The 16,274-nt window shown below is 66.6% G+C and carries 17 protein-coding genes and 1 riboswitch; of the genes, 11 read left to right on the forward strand and 6 right to left on the reverse strand.

Going from position 1 to position 16,274, the window contains the following annotated elements; genetic code table 11:
- The coding region (locus Q7514_RS20070; protein WP_408016137.1) for a transposase at positions 1-194 on the forward strand (194 nt) is incomplete at its 5' end.
- A 79-nt stretch (positions 195-273) separates the two neighbouring features.
- On the opposite strand, the gene qcrB is transcribed toward Q7514_RS20070, so the two are convergent.
- From qcrB to ctaE, 4 genes are all read right to left on the reverse strand, one after another.
- Positions 274-1,953, reverse strand: a complete 1,680-nt coding sequence (gene qcrB, locus Q7514_RS20075; RefSeq protein ID WP_330135032.1) for a cytochrome bc1 complex cytochrome b subunit — start codon at positions 1,951-1,953, stop codon at positions 274-276.
- Positions 1,950-3,077, reverse strand: a complete 1,128-nt coding sequence (qcrA, locus tag Q7514_RS20080) for a cytochrome bc1 complex Rieske iron-sulfur subunit (protein ID WP_330135033.1) — start codon at positions 3,075-3,077, stop codon at positions 1,950-1,952. The genes qcrB and qcrA overlap by 4 nt, the downstream gene beginning before the upstream one ends.
- On the reverse strand, positions 3,074-3,910 hold the full coding sequence (gene qcrC, locus Q7514_RS20085; RefSeq protein WP_330135242.1) for a cytochrome bc1 complex diheme cytochrome c subunit: 837 nt from the start codon (positions 3,908-3,910) through the stop codon (positions 3,074-3,076). The genes qcrA and qcrC overlap by 4 nt, the downstream gene beginning before the upstream one ends.
- 103 nt (positions 3,911-4,013) lie before the next feature.
- Complete coding sequence (ctaE, locus tag Q7514_RS20090; protein ID WP_330135034.1) at positions 4,014-4,628, reverse strand: aa3-type cytochrome oxidase subunit III; 615 nt, start codon at positions 4,626-4,628, stop codon at positions 4,014-4,016.
- A 138-nt stretch (positions 4,629-4,766) separates the two neighbouring features.
- Here ctaE and Q7514_RS20095 point away from each other — a divergent pair, with 138 nt between their 5' ends.
- A complete protein-coding gene (locus Q7514_RS20095; RefSeq protein ID WP_330135035.1) occupies positions 4,767-5,225 on the forward strand; it encodes a hypothetical protein in 459 nt (152 codons plus the stop codon).
- A 99-nt stretch (positions 5,226-5,324) separates the two neighbouring features.
- Positions 5,325-6,401 (forward strand): anthranilate phosphoribosyltransferase, encoded by a 1,077-nt coding sequence (gene trpD, locus Q7514_RS20100; protein WP_330135036.1) that lies wholly within the window; start codon positions 5,325-5,327, stop codon positions 6,399-6,401.
- Positions 6,402-6,477: 76 nt separating this feature from the next.
- Here trpD and Q7514_RS20105 read toward each other — a convergent pair whose 3' ends face one another.
- Both Q7514_RS20105 and Q7514_RS20110 read right to left on the reverse strand, forming a co-directional pair.
- Positions 6,478-6,753 carry an Lrp/AsnC family transcriptional regulator gene (locus Q7514_RS20105; protein WP_330135037.1) on the reverse strand — a complete coding sequence of 92 codons (276 nt, stop codon included), beginning with the start codon at positions 6,751-6,753 and terminating at the stop codon, positions 6,478-6,480.
- Positions 6,754-6,803: 50 nt separating this feature from the next.
- Positions 6,804-8,561, reverse strand: a complete 1,758-nt coding sequence (locus Q7514_RS20110; RefSeq protein WP_330135038.1) for a DEDD exonuclease domain-containing protein — start codon at positions 8,559-8,561, stop codon at positions 6,804-6,806.
- 450 nt (positions 8,562-9,011) lie between these two features.
- Positions 9,012-9,174, forward strand: a riboswitch (cyclic di-AMP (ydaO/yuaA leader).
- Positions 9,175-9,189: 15 nt separating this feature from the next.
- Between Q7514_RS20110 and Q7514_RS20115 the strand changes: the two genes are divergently transcribed.
- The 8 genes from Q7514_RS20115 to Q7514_RS20150 all read left to right on the forward strand — a co-directional run bounded on the left by Q7514_RS20115 (position 9,190) and on the right by Q7514_RS20150 (position 16,265).
- A complete protein-coding gene (locus Q7514_RS20115) occupies positions 9,190-9,762 on the forward strand; it encodes a C40 family peptidase (protein ID WP_330135039.1) in 573 nt (190 codons plus the stop codon).
- 186 nt (positions 9,763-9,948) lie between these two features.
- The gene (locus Q7514_RS20120; RefSeq protein ID WP_330135040.1) at positions 9,949-10,995 is read left to right on the forward strand and encodes a C40 family peptidase; all 1,047 of its coding nucleotides are present in this window, start codon (positions 9,949-9,951) and stop codon (positions 10,993-10,995) included.
- Between the two features lie 66 nt (positions 10,996-11,061).
- Positions 11,062-12,393: a hypothetical protein gene (locus Q7514_RS20125; RefSeq protein WP_330135041.1), complete on the forward strand. Its 1,332-nt coding sequence runs from the start codon at positions 11,062-11,064 to the stop codon at positions 12,391-12,393.
- Positions 12,394-12,457: 64 nt separating this feature from the next.
- Complete coding sequence (locus Q7514_RS20130; RefSeq protein WP_330135042.1) at positions 12,458-13,642, forward strand: glycosyltransferase family 4 protein; 1,185 nt, start codon at positions 12,458-12,460, stop codon at positions 13,640-13,642.
- A 21-nt stretch (positions 13,643-13,663) separates the two neighbouring features.
- Positions 13,664-14,059: a polyketide cyclase / dehydrase and lipid transport gene (locus tag Q7514_RS20135; RefSeq protein ID WP_330135043.1), complete on the forward strand. Its 396-nt coding sequence runs from the start codon at positions 13,664-13,666 to the stop codon at positions 14,057-14,059.
- Positions 14,060-14,182: 123 nt separating this feature from the next.
- Positions 14,183-14,620, forward strand: a complete 438-nt coding sequence (locus Q7514_RS20140; protein ID WP_330135044.1) for an SRPBCC family protein — start codon at positions 14,183-14,185, stop codon at positions 14,618-14,620.
- Positions 14,621-14,655: 35 nt separating this feature from the next.
- A complete protein-coding gene (locus Q7514_RS20145) occupies positions 14,656-15,858 on the forward strand; it encodes an ArsA family ATPase (protein WP_330135243.1) in 1,203 nt (400 codons plus the stop codon).
- Positions 15,855-16,265: a hypothetical protein gene (locus Q7514_RS20150; protein ID WP_330135045.1), complete on the forward strand. Its 411-nt coding sequence runs from the start codon at positions 15,855-15,857 to the stop codon at positions 16,263-16,265. Before Q7514_RS20145 ends, Q7514_RS20150 begins: the two co-directional genes overlap by 4 nt.
- Positions 16,266-16,274 lie beyond the last annotated feature (9 nt).

Consider the following 16,274-nt stretch of genomic DNA (forward strand, 5'->3'; position numbering starts at 1 on the left):
GTCCGTGGCAGCGGGGCAGTAACGAGAACACGAACGGGTTGCTGCGGCAGTACTTCCCGAAGAGCACCGATTTGAGCGTCTACGGTCCCGAGGACCTCGAGCATGTCGCCCAGGAACTCAACGGCCGACCACGCAAGACGCTCGGCTGGGATACTCCAGCCGAGCGTCTGCGTGATCTAATCACCACCTATTGACAGGCAGTGTTGCGCCGACCCCTTGAAACCGCCGATAGGTTCGGGGCCCTCTGCAGAAGGTCGAGCAGGTAAAGCGGCGTCAGTGCGCTTCGCCGTTGCCGTCCTTGTCGGACAGCGCCTTGGAGTCGTCTCCGTCGGCCTCACTGTAGACCCGGTCCTGGTATTCCTTCAGGATCGTGCGCAGCTCGGCTTCGCTCTCGTGATGAGCCGCTTCGAGTGCAGCCGCCTCGTCGGCAGGATCCGCGCTCCACCAACTACCGAGACCGGGCTTACCCGCGCTGCCGAGTCGGTTCATCCGCTTGGGCACTGTAGCGCCCTGGTAGTCGAGCGGAATCGGGTGTCCATGGTCGTCCACCGGGCCGAGCGGCTGGTGGATCTCGATGTACTCGCCGTGCGGCAGTCGGCGGACGATGCCCGTCTCGATGCCGTGCTCGAGCACCTGACGGTCGCTGCGCTGCAGACCGAGGCAGAACCGGTAGGCGATGTAGTACGCGAGCGGAGGCACGATCACCAGGCCGATACGGCCCATCCACGTCGTCGCGTTGATGGAGATATCGAACTTGTACGCGATGAGGTCGTTGATGCACATGAGGGTGGCGACCGTGTAGAAGCCGAGGGCCATCGCACCGAGGCCCGTACGCACCGGCACGTCGCGCGGACGCTGCAGCAGGTTGTGGTGTGCGTCGTCCTTGGAGAACTTCTTCTCGATCCAGGGGTAGATGATGAGGACCGTGAAGACGAGACCCATGAGCAGCGCGATCCAGAATGGCTGGGGGATCGTGTACCGGCCGAACAGGTACAACTCCCAGGCCGGCCAGATACGAGCCAGACCGTCCGTCCACATCATGTAGAAGTCGGGCTGCGAGCCTGCGGAGACCTGCGATGGGTTGTACGGGCCGATGTTCCAGACCGGGTTGATCTGCAACAGGCCGGACATCAGGGCCAGCACTGCGAACGTCATCGCGAAGAATGCACCGGACTTGACCGCGAACACGGGGAGGATGCGCACACCCACCACGTTCTGCTCGGTACGGCCGGGGCCGGGGAACTGCGTGTGCTTCTGGTACCAGACGAGTGCGAGGTGAGCGGCGATCAGCGCCAGGATGATGCCCGGGATGAGCAGCACGTGCAGGACGTAGAAGCGCGGGATGATCAGCTCGCCGGGGAAGTCTCCGCCGAAGATCATCCAGTGCAACCAGGTGCCGACGACCGGAACCGACAGCGTGATGCCGGAGAACGCGGCGCGAAGGCCGGTGCCGGACAGCAGGTCGTCGGGCAGCGAGTATCCGAAGAAGCCCTCGAACATCGCGAGGATCAGCAAGAGCGACCCGATGACCCAGTTCGCCTCACGTGGGCGACGGAACGCGCCGGTGAAGAAGATGCGAAGCAGGTGGACGATGATCGACGCGGCGAACATCAGGGCTGCCCAGTGGTGGATCTGTCGGACGAACAGGCCGCCGCGCACCTCGAACGAGATGTTCAAGGTGGTCTCGTAAGCGCGAGACATGCCGACACCGCGGAGCGGCGTGTACACGCCGTCGTACGTGACGTGGGCCAGCGACGGGTCGAAGAACAGTGTCAGGAAGACACCTGAGATCAACAGGATGATGAAGCTGTACAGGGCGACTTCGCCGAGCAGGAACGACCAGTGGGTGGGGAACACCTTGTTGATCTGACGGCGGATGCCAGCAGAAAGGTGATACCGCGAGTCGAGGTTCTCGCCTGCTTTTGCAGCGTGTGATTGAGTTGCAGTACTCACGGGCGACGCTCCCAAAATGCCGGGCCGAGAGCTTCGATGAAGTCGCCACCGGCGACGAGGAAGCCCTCTTCATTCACTGTAATGGGCAGCTGCGGAAGAGCGCGAGCAGCGGGACCGAAGATCGGCTTGCCGTACTCGAGTGCATCGAACTGCGACTGGTGGCACGGGCAGAGAATCCGGTTGGTCTGCTGCTCGTAGAGCGACGTCGGGCAACCGAGGTGGGTGCAGATCTTCGAGAAGGCGAAGTAGTCGCCGTAGTTGAAGCTCTCCTGGCCCTTGCGCTTGATGGCACGCTCGGCGTCGTCGGTCCGCAGACGGATGAGCATGACGGCGTTGCGGATACCGCGGAGGCTGTCGAGCAGCGCGTGGTCGTCGCCACGGTCGGCTTCACGGAACGGGAAGACCGTCTCCATGCCTCCTGCGTCGAGGTCCTCCGGTCGTACCAGAACGATGTCCTGCGGGCGACCGGTGTCGCGGCGCAGGTAGATGGTCTCGCCCGGGTAGCGGGGAGTCCAGCCGGACACCCAGAGCGGCGAGTCGTCGCCCTCGGCCCATGGATTCTTGATCAATCCGCCGAGCGGCATGATCAACCCGACGCCCAGCGCGCCACCACCGAAGATCGCGGTCCGCTTGACGAGCTTGCGGCGGGTCAGCGTCGAGGTCTCGAGCGAGTCGGTCAGCTCGGCGACGATCGTCTTGCGATCGACCTCGGCCGACGGTCCGTCGTGACGATCCTGGATCGACACCTCTTCGGGAATGAACTTCTTCGTGAACTGGACTGCACCGACACCGATTCCGAGGATCGACAGACCGAGGGTCAGGCCGAGCAGCGGGGTGTAGAGGTTGTACCAGCCGTACTGCGGGTCGTCGATGCTCTGGTATTCCCACGGCCAGAACAGGTAGATCCCGATGAACGCAAGACCTGCGAGGCCGGCCAGCGTGAACCAGGCGGCTACGTTGCGCTCCGCACGCTTCTCGGCGCGGGTGCCCTCGACGGGCCACCGATCCTTACGGAACACGACATCGACGCCGTCGAGGTTCGTGCCGAGCTCGACGAGATCGTCGCGGCTCATCTGATCGAGGTTCTCGATCGAATGCTTGTTCGGCGTGTCGCCGCTACTCATGACCTTGCTCCGATCCACAGTGCAGCACCGACAACCGCGACGATGCCAACGGCGAACATCGTGGGACCTTCAGCGCCGGGCCCGAAGCCTCCGAGGCCGTATCCGCCCGGATCCTGAGTCTCGCTGGCGGACTTGATGTACGCGATGATGTCTTGCTTCTCCTCGAGCGTCAGCTGACGGTCGGAGAACTTCGGCATGTTCTGCGGCCCGGTGAGCATTGCAGTGTAGATCTGCTGCTCGTTGGCCGGATCGAGGTTGGGCGCGAACTTGCCGGACGAGAGGGCTCCACCGCGACCGGTGAAGTTGTGGCACGAAGCGCAGTTCTGGCGGAACAGTTCGCTACCGCGTCCGATGTCGTTGCCGCGCAGCGAGGACTGGGAGATCTCCCCGTTCTCGTCGCGGATCACCGTCGGGCCACCACCGTTGGCCTGGATGAAGGCGCCGAGGGCGTCGGTCTGCTGGGCGTCGAACTTCGGGTTCTTACGCTCGGCCTGCGCCTCGTTGCGAGCGGCCGGCATACGACCGGAGGACACCTGGAAGTAGACCGCAGCTTCGCCCACACCGATCAGCGTGGGGCCACGATCCTCGATGCCCTGCAGGTTGACACCGTGGCAGGTCACACAGGAGGTCTCGTAGAGCTGCTGGCCCTCGCGGATCAAAGCGCTCTGGTCGTCCTGGGCAGTGGCCACCTGCGGGTCGGGCGTCAGTGCAGAGGCGAGGAAGCCTGCGCTGAGGAGACCGAGGGCGAGCACCAAGGCGCCGGTGACGCGGCGCCTGAGCTTGCGCTGACGGCGGGACGTGGCAGCCGGGGCTGCCGAGGATCGACCGGGCATGTCGTCACCCTCGGGGGCGAGAGGTGGGGATGAACTCATCTGTATCCCTTTATGTAAGTCGGGACTGACTGGACGTCAGGGGGCTGCCTAAGCGTTCAGCTGGCTAACGGATGAAATAGATCGTGGCAAACAGCGCGATCCACACGATGTCGACGAAGTGCCAGTAGTACGACACGACGATGGCTGCGGTGGCCTGCGCGGGAGTGAACTTACTGACCTTGGTACGGAACAGCAGGAACACGAACGCGATGAGTCCACCGATCACGTGCAGGCCGTGGAAGCCGGTGGTCATGTAGAACACCGAGCCGTACACGCTGCCCGGGATGGTGGTGCCGTGCTGGACCAGCGTGATGTATTCGTAGCCCTGACCGAGCACGAAGAACGTGCCCATGCCGAGCGTGATGAGGTACCAACGTCGCAGGCCGAATACGTCGCCACGCTCTGCTGCGAACACACCCAGCTGGCAGGTGAAGGAGGACGCGATCAGCACCGCCGTGATCGGTACTGCCAGCCACAGGTTCAAATGGGTGGGCGGCGGGGGCCACATGCCCTCCGGCGCTTGTGCCCGTGCCACGAAGTACATGGCGAAGAGCCCTGCGAAAAACATGAGCTCACTGGACAACCACACGATGGTGCCGACGCTGACCAGGTTGGGCCGGTTCAACGAGTGCACGCGCTGTGTGATTGCAGATCCTGAAGTCCCTACTGCGCTCGTCACGCTGGCTAGTATGACCCGTCGTAGTAAGTGATGGGCAATCGGGGCCGAAATCGGCGCGTCTTTGGTGCGTCCGGGTCGAGAAATGCCTAGTTCCGGGCCCGGAGCCATCCCTGTGTGACGGATGTGAAGGTGGAGTGGATGAGTGAACACGCGGGTGTGCTGGGGAGAATTCGCAGGCTTATGACCAAGCGAACACCCGAGCCTCTCGACGTCACCCGGCAGGATCTCGTTGTCGTCGTCGAATCGTTCGACGACTCGGAGGCCTGCTCCACAGCTCTCGATCGCGGCGCGCAGGGGGCACCGCATTGGATCGAAGCCGACGACGCAGTCCTGCGACATCATCTGGAGTTGCCGCCGGCGGCGGTGGAGGAGGCACTCGCGCTGGCCGGGCAGGACGGCTATACCGCTGCTGTACCTTCCCATCCGGTGTCCCCGGGACACTCTGCCGCAGACGGGGGGACTCCGCTCTCACTGATACTGCAGCGAGTCCAGAGACTCGACGCGATGCACTGCGCCCAGGAGAAGTCGCGGATGGCCTCGCTCGCGCAACGTCTCGGCGGCAATGCCCTCGGATGGGACGCGCTCCAGCCCGAGTGACGCGGCCTGCTGTTCCCGGACACCGCCTGACTAAGCTTTCCGGGCGGAGGGCGCAACAGCGCCCCGGCAGCGAGTCGGATGTGGCGAAGGGTGGGTTGCATGAACGCGAGGCAGACGGCGCACGAGGTGGTTGCCAGTTGGCCCGCAGTACTCGGATCGCTGACTGCAGGTCGTGATCTGACGCGACCCGAGGCCGTCTGGGCAATGGACGAGATCTTCTCCGACAACGCGACCCCCGCACAGATCGCGGCGTTCGGCGTCGCACTGAAGATGAAGGGTGAGACACCCGACGAATTGCGTGCCCTCGCCGACACGATGCTCGGCTACGCCAATCTGGTGCCGGTCGACGACGACACGGTCGACATCGTCGGAACCGGCGGCGACCGCGCCAACACCGTGAACATCTCGACGATGGCGGCACTCGTGGTGGCGGCAGCGGGAATCCGAGTGGTCAAACACGGCAACCGCGCCGCCTCGTCGAAAAGCGGCGGCGCCGACGTGCTCGAGGCACTCGGGGTGCACATCGATCTCGGGCCGGAGCAGGTTGCGCGCTCGCTCGAGGAAGCCGGCATCGGATTCTGCTTCGCGCCGGTGTATCACCCGGCGCTGCGGTTCGCGGCTGCACCACGCAAGCAGATCGGCATCCCGACCGTGTTCAACGTTCTCGGTCCGCTCACCAACCCTGCGCGTCCCCGCGCGGGATTGATCGGCTGCGCCTTCGAGTCGTTGGTCCCGACCATTGCGGGGGTGCTCGCGCAGCGCGGTAACTCGGCGCTGGTCGTGCGTGGCGACGACGGTCTCGACGAGCTGACGACGTCGACGACGTCGACTGTGCATGTCGTTCGGGAAGGTGCGGTCGAGGTCCGGACACTCGATCCGACAAGGCTCGGGATCGCACAGGTGCCGCTGGAGGCGCTCCGGGGCGGCGACGCCGCCGAGAACGCGGTCATCGCGCGTGCCTGCCTTGCAGGCGAGGCCGGACCGGTCCGTGATGCAGTGCTTCTCAATGCCGCAGCCGCGATCGCCGCGTTCCGGGGTATCGAGGGTGGCCTCGAGGATGCGCTCGTGGCCGGGCTCGACAAGGCCGCGACCGCCGTAGACAGTGGTGCGGCTGCGAGGGTGCTCGAGAAGTGGGCTGCCGTGACGACCCGTCTCGGGACCGAAGCCCAGCGTTGACACGGTCGCAGTGACCCGAAAGGGGTGCCCGCCTCGTGAGGCGGGCACCCCTGTTTTCGTGCGTATGCGAGGGTGGTCAGTTCCCGATGGAGAAGCCGGCCTCGATGTCGGCGCTCGAATACGACTGGAATGCGATGTGCGTGACGGTCTTGCTCACGCCCTCCACTATATTGATGCCCCGCGTGACGACCTCGGCGATCTGCTCGTGGTCGCGGACACGCACAATCGCCACGAGATCGACGTCCCCGGCGCACGAGTACACCGTGTCGACCCCGGCGAGGTCGGCTACCGCTCGAGCGGTCTCCGGGATGCGGTGGGCGTCGGCGTCGATCAGAACGATGGCATTGATCATGGGGACTCCTTGTCTGTACTCCGGTGACGCAGATCTTCCTCCGGTGCCGATCAGCCTATGCGGTGGGCATCCGGTTCCGGGACTGCCCCGGACGTATCGCGTGCCTGTCGTGCCAGCTCCGCCCATTCACTCCAACGGCCCGCGCCATCGACAGGCTCGGACCATCCGTGGGAGGTCCGCACGATGCGCACACCGTCGGAGTCCAGCCACCGAGTGACCAGTCCTATCTCCTCTGGGGGTGCACCGCGTAGCGGACCCGGTCCGAGCACCACCGTCTCGGCACTCGCCGCGATCGCTTCGACGACGGGCATGGGACGCACACCGCGTTCCGCGACGCCGGCCGACGCCAGCCGGCCGGCGCGCACGACGGCGAAATCCCACCCTCCTTCGGCGCGTGGACGGGCCGCGATCAGTTCGTCGATGGCTGCGAGCGCCGCGAGGCGCTGCGTGCGTCGTAGTGCACGGACGGCGTCGGCGGTGCGGTCGCGTAGTCGTGCCGCGTTCTCGAACAGTTCTCTGCCAGCCAATTCGTCGATGCGCTCCTGTGCCCGCACGATCACGGAGGCGTCGTGGCCGCGGAGGAGCGCGCGTGCCCGCCGGACCTGGCCGGAGTAGTCGTCGGGGCTCTGCGGGCCGAACGAGGCGGCCGAACAGGCACCGACCGCGTCGGGCAGGCAGCGGTCGCCGTGGCGCGCGGACCGGCCGATCCTGCGGGTGCACGTGCGCAGCCCACTGAATTCGGAGAGGGTGGCGGCCACTTCGGCGGCTGCGTTCCGGACGGAGAAGGGGCCGAGCGCGTCGGCCGAGGGCGTGCGCGAGATCGCCAGGCGCGGAAACGGCTCGTCGGTGAGTGTGATCCACCACCCGCGAGTGGGGTATTTGGAACGACGGTTGTACGGGGGAGTGTGCGCGGTGATGAGCCGGAGTTCGCGTACCCCCGCCTCGAGGCCGTGCGCGCATTCGACGTGGTCGATACGGGTCGTCAGCGTGACCATCTCGCGGAGGCGCGGTCGGGTCTCCGAACCCGTGAAGTAGTTGCGGACGCGACGACGTAGATCTACGGCCGTGCCGATGTAGAGCGCTTCGTCCGACGGGCCCCGGAACAAATACACGCCGGGCCGGTGGGGCAGGTGAGCGGCGAGCGTGCGTTTGGCGCGTTGTTCGGCCGTGACGGCGGGGATGTAGTCGCGCAGTTCGGTGAGGCTGTGGACCCCCTGGTTGCCGATCCGCTCGATGAGTGCGTGGAGGACGTCGACGGTCGCGCGTGCATCGTCGAGCGCACGGTGTGTGGGCTGTGTCGACACGCTGAACAGTTCGGCGAGTGCAGAGAGTTTCACCGACGGCGCTTCGTCGCGCCCGAGGACCCGCCGCGCCAGTTTGACGGTGCAGACGACAGGGAACCGCGGCCACGCCACGTCGCATCGGATCGCCGCCGCGCGGAGGAAACCTGTGTCGAACCCGGCGTTGTGCGCCACGAGGACCGAACCGGTGGCGAATTCGAGGAACGCGGGGAGTACTTCCTCGATACGAGGAGCCTGATAGACCATCGCGGTGGTGATACCTGTGAGTCGGACGATCTCGGGTGGGATCGACCGGCCGGGGTCGACGAGGGTCGCGAACTCGCCGAGAACCTCACCGCTGCGGACCTTGACCGCCCCGATCTCGGTGATGGCGTCGTCGCCCGAGCGTCCCCCGGTGGTCTCCAGATCCACCACGACGAAGGTGGTGTCGCGTAGGGGAGTGTCGAGTTCGTCGAAGCTGAGCTGGATGCCGAGGGCGGTATCGGAACCGGTAGGGGGCGACGTCATGCGCCTGAGCGTAGAAACCACCTCCGACACGCCCCGGAACCGGACTTTCCACCCTCGATGAGATGAGGATCACACCCACGTGGGAACGGCGGATCGAGCGGGGGATCCCCGGGGTGCCCATCCCTGTTGTGGGGCGCCCCTGCGGTACGCCGGGGTTGTCGTCCCGGAGGTGTGCGGGCAAGGCCGAGCGACGTCCTGAGCAGGGATGAGTCACTGAGGTGTGCAGATCTGCGGTGGTACTGTCCGGATCCGGTCGGCCAGGCCGGGATGACTGCCCTCCGCGCCGTTATCGGGTCGTTATGAAAAGGCGGCGGCACTGGTCCCAAAACGCCTGAAACGGACTTAGTGCGCATTCTCCGCGAGTTCGGGTTGGCCTCGGCGATGCAGTTTCGTAACCTTCCTGAGACCAAGCGGAATAGTTCGTCCGGCCCACTCCCGAGGGCTGGAGCCGCAAGGTAACCGCCTAATCGGCCGCTCGACCTCGAGCGTCCGAGCCGGGGACCCACACGCGTTACTGGGGTGAATCCCCTCCTCCGCCCCGCGGAGAGGGGTAGGGCTGATCTTCCGGCCCGAATCCGTCAGCTAACTCGGTCGGCGGGTGAACGGAAGAATTGGAGAACATCCCCTCGTGGTCTCGCAGAACAGCAAGCGCGCAGTGCGTCGCGCCCTCGTTGCCGGCGCACTCGCGCTCGGTGCAGTCACCGTCACCGCCGGTCCGGCGATGGCAGAGCCCGTCACCATCCCCGGTGTCGGCACCTTCGAACTCCCCGCCGGCGTGACCCTGCCGCCGGAGGTCACCGATCTCATCCCGCCGGCTCCTGAAGCCGCTCCCGCCGCACCCTTCACCGCGCCGTTCAGCTCGGTCGGCCAGCGCGCCGCCGACGCCGCGCTCAGCAAGGTCGGATCTCCGTACGTCTACGGCGCAACGGGCCCGAACGCGTTCGACTGCTCGGGTCTTGTGCAGTGGGCATACCAGCAGGTGGGCCTGAGTGTCCCCCGCACCAGCTACCAGCAGGCCTCTGCCGGCCAGGACGTGTCGGTCGGTGCGCTGCAGCCCGGCGATGTCGTCTCCTTCTACGGCGGCAGCCACACCGGTATCTACATCGGCAACGGCAACATCGTGCATGCCTCGACCTCGAGCCAGCCGGTGAAGGTTGCTCCGCTGGACTCGATGCCCGTGGACGGCGCCCGCCGCTTCTGATCGACGAGCAGTGCCTGTGAGGGTGGATCGGTGACATCACCGGTCCACCCTCACTCCGTTGGCGGGTCCGAACCGGCGATGGTGAATGCTGTAGATAACGAAATGCAGTGCACTACCCGCGGGTAGACACGAAGCTATGCGGTTCCGTAACCTGATCGAGATCTTTGCGAAAGGAAGACAAGTCCAGTGTTCTCCGCTCCCGCCAGGCGGGCTGTTCGCACTGCTCTCGCCGCATGTGTACTTCTCATCCTGGGTCTCACCTCCGCGCCTGCAGTGGCCGACCCCATCGGCGACAGTCCCACCGCCAAACTCGAACACCTCGCCGACCTGTCCCGTCGGTCCGAGCAGGCCAACGAAGCACTGCACCAGGCCGGGATCGACCTCGACGCCCGGATCGCAGAGCAGCACGAACTCGATGCACGCGCCGCCGCGGACCACGACACGCTCGCTGCAGCCCAGGTAGAAGTCGCGCGATTCAAGCCCACCGTCGACAAGCTGGCCCAGGCCAACTACCGGGGTTCGCGCACCAACCGCCTCTTCGCGGTGATGGTCAGCGACTCACCCCAACAGCTTCTCGACCAGATGGTGATGCTGGACGTACTGGGCGCGCAGACCGATCGTGAGATCGAAGGGTTCCGTCGAGCCACCGACGCCGCCGCGGCCGCCGCGTCGGCATCTCGGAAGTCGGCCGAAGCCGCTCGCGTCGCGGCCGAGCAGGCGCAGGCGCTGCGCGACGACCTGCAGCGTCAGGAAACCGAACTCGAGTCGCAGATCGCGGCCGTCCTCGACGCCTTCGACAACCTGAGCGACGAGGAGAAGTCGATCCTCGCCGGCACTCCGTTCCCGCCCGGTCTCGATGCCGATCGCATCATGGAGCACCTCATTCCCGGCAACGGCGCGGGAGCGCTCCGCGCCGCACTCACCCGGATCGGCGATCCGTACGTGTGGGGCGCCACCGGCCCCGACCAATTCGACTGCTCCGGCCTCGTGGTCTGGGCATATCAACAGGTCGGCAAGACCGTGCCGCGCTCGAGCCAGGCGCAGGCCCAGGGTGGGACGCCGGTCTCGCGTGACAATCTCCAACCCGGCGACGTCATCATCTTCTACAACGACGCTTCACACGTCGGCATCTACGCGGGCGACGGAAACATCGTGCATGCCTCCACGTTCGGTGTGCCGGTGAAGGTGCAGGCGATGGACAGCTTCCCGTTCCACAGCGCTCGACGCTACTGACCGCTCCCGGAGGCAACCGACGCACGGCACGGACGGTGGCACCGAGCGCCACATACACTTGCCGCCGTGCACGCGCCGGAGACCCTGCCCCGACCCCGTCGTCGCGTGCCGTGGGAACGGATCGGGCTCGCCGGGCTGGCGCTCGCGGTGGCGGCCGTAGGTGTGCTCCTCGTTGCCCCTGACACCACCGGACCGTCCGAGTCGGACGTCCGTGTGGAGGTGCAGGCACTTCTCGATTCGTGGGCGGATGCCATACGCACGGACGACCGCGCCGCGCTCGCCGAGATCATCGACACCGCCGTCGGGCCGGAGCTGCTCGAGGCCGAGACCCGCCGCGCCCAGGCACTCACCGGCGTGCCCTTGGCCGAATTCGGATACGAGCTGGGCACCGAGTCGGCAGCCGACATCCCGAGTGAGATCGTTCGCCGGTTCGGAGACGACCCCGTACGCGCCCTCACGGTGTCGCTGCGCTACGGAATCGAGGGCGTCGACGAGGTGCCGACCCGCAAACCCGTCGCGCTGCTGATCGTCGCACGTAGCGACGGATGGAAGATTGCATCCGACCGGCCGCTTCCGGGGTCGGTGCCCGCGACATGGAGGGGCCCTTGGGACCACGGACCGCTCGACATGACGACGACCGCGACGGCCGGCGGAACGTCATTGATCCTCGCTCACCCGGACACGACCGACCTCGTCGACGACATCGCAGACGAGCTTCCCTCCGCGGTGGACGCGGTGTCGGAGGTGTGGGGGACGGACTGGCCGGAACGCTCGCTCGTGTTGGTCACCTCGAGCCACGACGAGTTCACCGACCAGGTGGGCACCGCGCACAACGGTGACGAGATCGCGGCGGTGGCGATCTCCGATGCCGTGGACCCCGAGCACGACAGAGCCAGCGGCCAGCGCATCGTCTTCAGTCCGGCAGCGAGCAGTCGTCTCTCGCAGGAGGGCCTGCGTGCGGTGCTCCGGCACGAGCTGGCGCACATCGCGGCCCGGCCGCAGACCGTGGACGGGTCACCGATGTGGATCCTCGAGGGATACGCCGACTACATCGGCTACCGCTCCGATACCGGATCAGCCGTGACCGGTGCCGATCTCCGCCGAATCGCCCCGAACCTCGTCGGGGAGCTCACTCGCAACGGCGCGCCGTCACAGATTCCCACCGACGACGACTTCGCCGACCCGGGCCGCTCCCGCACCGCCTACGAGACAGCGTGGAGTCTCGCGACGTTCCTCGCCGAGGAGTACGGCGAAGACGATCTGACCTCTCTGTACCGCACACTCGCGGACGGCCCGGTGTCGGAAGCCGGCCAGAGCGACGCATTCACCGCGACCGTGGGAATGAGCACGGCGGACGTCGTCGACCGATGGGGCGACTGGCTCACCGACCGAGTCTGAGATCCCCTCCCCTCGACCCGGCCCCGTCGAGCGGTCACGGCCTCCCACCCCCTACGGTGTAGCCATGTCGCGAACGCTGCTGGTGACCAACGACTTTCCGCCCCGGCCGGGAGGAATCCAGTCGTACCTGCGTTTGTTCGCGGCGCAGCTCCCTGCCGACGAGGTCGTCGTGTACGCACCGCGCTGGCGCGGCGACAGTCACATCCGCTACGACGCGGACCAGCCGTTCGAGGTCGTGCGACATCCGACGACGCTGATGCTGCCGACCCCGGCGGTCGCACGTCGTGCGTCTCGTCTGCTCACCGACACCGGGTGCGACACGGTGTGGTTCGGTGCCGCCGCGCCGCTGGCGTTGCTGGCGCCGGTGCTGCGCAGCGCCGGCGCCGAGCGGATCGTAGCGAGCACCCACGGTCACGAAGTGGGCTGGTCGATGGTGCCGGGTGGCAGGCAGGCGCTGCGTCGGATCGGCAACGAGACCGACACCGTCACCTACGTCAGCCGGTACACCCGAGGCCGGTTCGCGGCGGCGTTCGGTCCCGAGGCCGGTCTCGAGCACCTGCCGTCCGGTGTCGACACCGAGGTGTTCCGGCCGGACCCGGCGGCGCGCGCCGAACTCCGCGCACGGTACGGACTCGGTGACCGGCCGACGGTGCTGTGTTTGTCGAGACTGGTGCCGCGTAAGGGACAGGACATCCTGATCCGGGCGCTGCCGGAGATCCGACGTCGCATCGACGGCGCCGTACTCGTCATCGTCGGTGGCGGTCCGTACGAGGACACGCTTCGTGAGCTGGCGCACAAGGTCGGTGTCGAGGACCACGTCGTGATCACCGGCGGTGTGCCCGCCGCGGAGCTGGCAGCGCATCACACGATCGCGGATGTATTCGCGATGCCGTGTCGTACCCGGGGTGCCGGGCTCGACGTGGAAGGTCTCGGGATCGTCTATCTCGAGGCTTCGGCCACAGGTGTGCCGGTGGTCGCAGGGAGATCCGGCGGTGCCCCCGAGACGGTCCGCGACGGGGAAACCGGGTTCGTCGTCGATGGCACCTCGGTGTCCGCGGTCGCGACAGCGATCACCGGTGTCCTTGCCGATCCGGACCGGGCCGTAACGATGGGAACTGCTGGTCGGCAGTGGGTGTCGTCGCAGTGGCGTTGGGACGTTCTCGGTGCCAAGCTGCGGCAACTTCTGGGTGCTCGCCGCAACGGCCGGGAGCTGTGTACCGAACCGCGGGGTGACGAATCGGCAGGGTGAGCGGTATGTGAAGCTGTCCGCGTGAGCAGTATTCAGGTGTCGGATCAGACTTTCATTGCGGCAGACCCCGCCCGCATCTCGGCGGAAATCGCCGCGCCGGACCGGTGGCGGGTGTGGTGGCCGGATCTCGCGTTGACCGTACGTGAGGACCGTGCGGAACAGGGAATCCGCTGGGCGGTGTCCGGTTCGCTGACCGGGACGATGGAAGTGTGGCTCGAACCTTCGCTCGACGGCGCGATCATCCACTACTTCCTGCACTGCGAGCCGACCGGAGTCGCCCCCGACCGTGTCGCGGAACTCGACCTGGCAGCGATGAACCGGGAGCGCAGGGTCGCCGGGAAGAAGATGACCTTCGAGGTCAAGGCTCGCCTCGAAGCGGGACGACCCGCCGGTGAGTCTCCGCGTGACCGGTCCTGAGCGGACCGATACCGTGTCGATACGGTGTGTGGTAGACAACGACGTCGGTCTCGGCACCTCCGGTGGCGGAGACGGCTGCGCACCTTCAGTACACGGGACGGACTGAAAAGGAGTCTTCGTCGAATGGCCGAGAAGACCAAGAGGTCGATCACCATCGATGCACCGGCAGATCGGGTGATGGCCGCGATCGCGGACTTCGGCGCCTACCCCACCTGGGTGGAGGCGGCCAAGACCGTCGAGGTGCTCGAGCGGCGGCCCGACGGCCGCGCGGAAACCGTCCGGTTCGTGCTCGACGCGGGGATCGTCAAGGACACCTATGTCTTGCGATACCGCTGGGCGGCGGACGGCCGGGCAGTCAGCTGGAACCTCGAGAGCGGCGAGATCCAGAAGGCACAGTCCGGAAGCTACGTCCTCGGCGATGCCCCCGGCGGAGGCACCGTGGTCGACTACGAACTCACCGTCGATCTGACCATCCCGATGATCGGCCTGTTCAAGAGAAAGGCCGAGAAGGTGATCACCGACACTGCGCTCAAAGAACTGAAGAAGAAGGTGGAAGGCTGAACACCGAAGCCGGGACGAGGCCCGCCCGCGTACGACTGTTTCTCGGTAAGGGAGGAGGGGGCAAGACCACCCTTGCCGCGGCAACGGCACTCGCCACCGTGCGCGTCGACGGCTCGGTGCTCCTCGTCTCGATCGACCAGGCACACTCGCTCGCCGATGTCCTCGCCGTCGACGTGGGAACCGGCGTCACGTCCGTGACCGACGGTCTCGACGTGCTCGAGATCGATTCGCTCGGGCTGCTCGAGAAGCGCTACGCGACCCTGCATCGACTCGCGACGGTCACGGGGGGACATGAGCACGCGGGGCAGTTCGATCTGCCGGCCCCCGAAGAACTCATCGGGTTACCCGCGGTGCAGGAGCTTCTCGCGCTCGCCGAGGTGGCGCGCCTGGCCGACGAAGGACGTTGGAGCACGGTGATCGTCGATGCACCCGCGTCGGCAGACGCATTCCGGATGATCGCATCGCCCCGCACCTTCTCCGACTACATGGACCGAATCTGGCCGCAGCACAGCCGGATCGCCGCCGCGACCGGATCCGATCCGCGCTTGATGTTGGTCGTGGCCCTCTACGACCGGATCCTCGGTGGACTCGGCGCGGTCCGCGACCTTCTCGACGACCGCACCCGGACGGGCGTGACACTCGTGACGACCCCGGACCGCGCGGGATTCGCAGAATTACGCAGGCTTCGCTCCTGGGCCGCGATGGCCACACTCCGGCTCGACGCCGTCATCGTCAACGGAGTCCTGCCCGACCTCGGCGAGGACGGGCCTGCCGCCCAGTGGATCGCGTCCGCGCGCGCTGCGCAGTGTGCCGTCGTCGACGAGATCCGTGAGCAGGTCCTCGAGACACCGGTCGCCGTATGCGAGCGCCGGAGCAGCGAACCGATAGGCTTGCGCTCGCTCGGTGAGATGACGTCGCTCGGTGAGATGACACAGCACCACCGAGGTGACCGGGATCCAGCGCAGCAGGGGGGCGATATCGAACCGGTCCGGATCAGTCACGACACGGGAACAGGGGTGGACGCGGTGTACACGATGCGGATGCATCTCCCGCTCGCCGATCCGTCGTCGCTCACGCTCGGCCGGGTCGACGACGACCTCGTTGTGGGGGCCGACGGCATTCGTCGCCGACTACGTCTGGCTTCCGGGCTGCGTCGCTGCATCGTGTCGGAGGCGGAATTCGACGGAACCGATCTGCTGCTGCGCTTCGCCCCGGATCCGGCGGTGTGGCCGCAGTGAGTTCGGATCACGACGCCCTCCTGGCCGATCTGAGGATCCTCGCCGACACCGTCCTCGATCGCGTCGAGGCGCTGGTCGAGCAGGTGGCTGCACAGGACGGTGCGTCGCGTACGGATACTCCGTCGAATGACAGCGCCGCCGAGGCGAGTGTGCCCGCGCAGACCGCAGGTGGTTGTACCTGGTGCCCCCTCTGCGCGGTCGCCGCTCTCGTTCGCGGTGAAAACCACGAGCTGATCACCAAGCTGGCGTCGCAACTTGCCGCGCTGATCGCGATCATCCGCGAACTGGTGGCCCGGTTTCTGCCGCCTCCTCGCACCGAGGCCGACACCGGTCCCGACGGCCCTCCGCCTCCGGAACCTCCCGATCGAGGCGGGTTCGTGCCCATCTCCGTCACCATCCGTCCCTGACAGCGGACA

This window comes from Rhodococcus artemisiae, from assembly GCF_036327795.1.
Taxonomy (GTDB): domain Bacteria; phylum Actinomycetota; class Actinomycetes; order Mycobacteriales; family Mycobacteriaceae; genus Rhodococcus; species Rhodococcus artemisiae.

Excerpts from the sequence above, each read along its gene's own strand:
- qcrA (WP_330135033.1), bottom strand. The coding sequence starts at position 3,077 with ATGAGTAGCGGCGACACGCCGAACAAGCATTCGATCGAGAACCTCGAT.
- qcrC (WP_330135242.1), bottom strand. The coding sequence starts at position 3,910 with ATGCCCGGTCGATCCTCGGCAGCCCCGGCTGCCACGTCCCGCCGTCAG.
- Q7514_RS20140 (WP_330135044.1), top strand. The coding sequence starts at position 14,183 with ATGGCCGAGAAGACCAAGAGGTCGATCACCATCGATGCACCGGCAGAT.
- trpD (WP_330135036.1), top strand. The coding sequence starts at position 5,325 with ATGAACGCGAGGCAGACGGCGCACGAGGTGGTTGCCAGTTGGCCCGCA.
- Q7514_RS20130 (WP_330135042.1), top strand. The coding sequence starts at position 12,458 with ATGTCGCGAACGCTGCTGGTGACCAACGACTTTCCGCCCCGGCCGGGA.
- Q7514_RS20105 (WP_330135037.1), bottom strand. The coding sequence starts at position 6,753 with ATGATCAATGCCATCGTTCTGATCGACGCCGACGCCCACCGCATCCCG.
- Q7514_RS20110 (WP_330135038.1), bottom strand. The coding sequence starts at position 8,561 with ATGACGTCGCCCCCTACCGGTTCCGATACCGCCCTCGGCATCCAGCTC.
- Q7514_RS20095 (WP_330135035.1), top strand. The coding sequence starts at position 4,767 with ATGAGTGAACACGCGGGTGTGCTGGGGAGAATTCGCAGGCTTATGACC.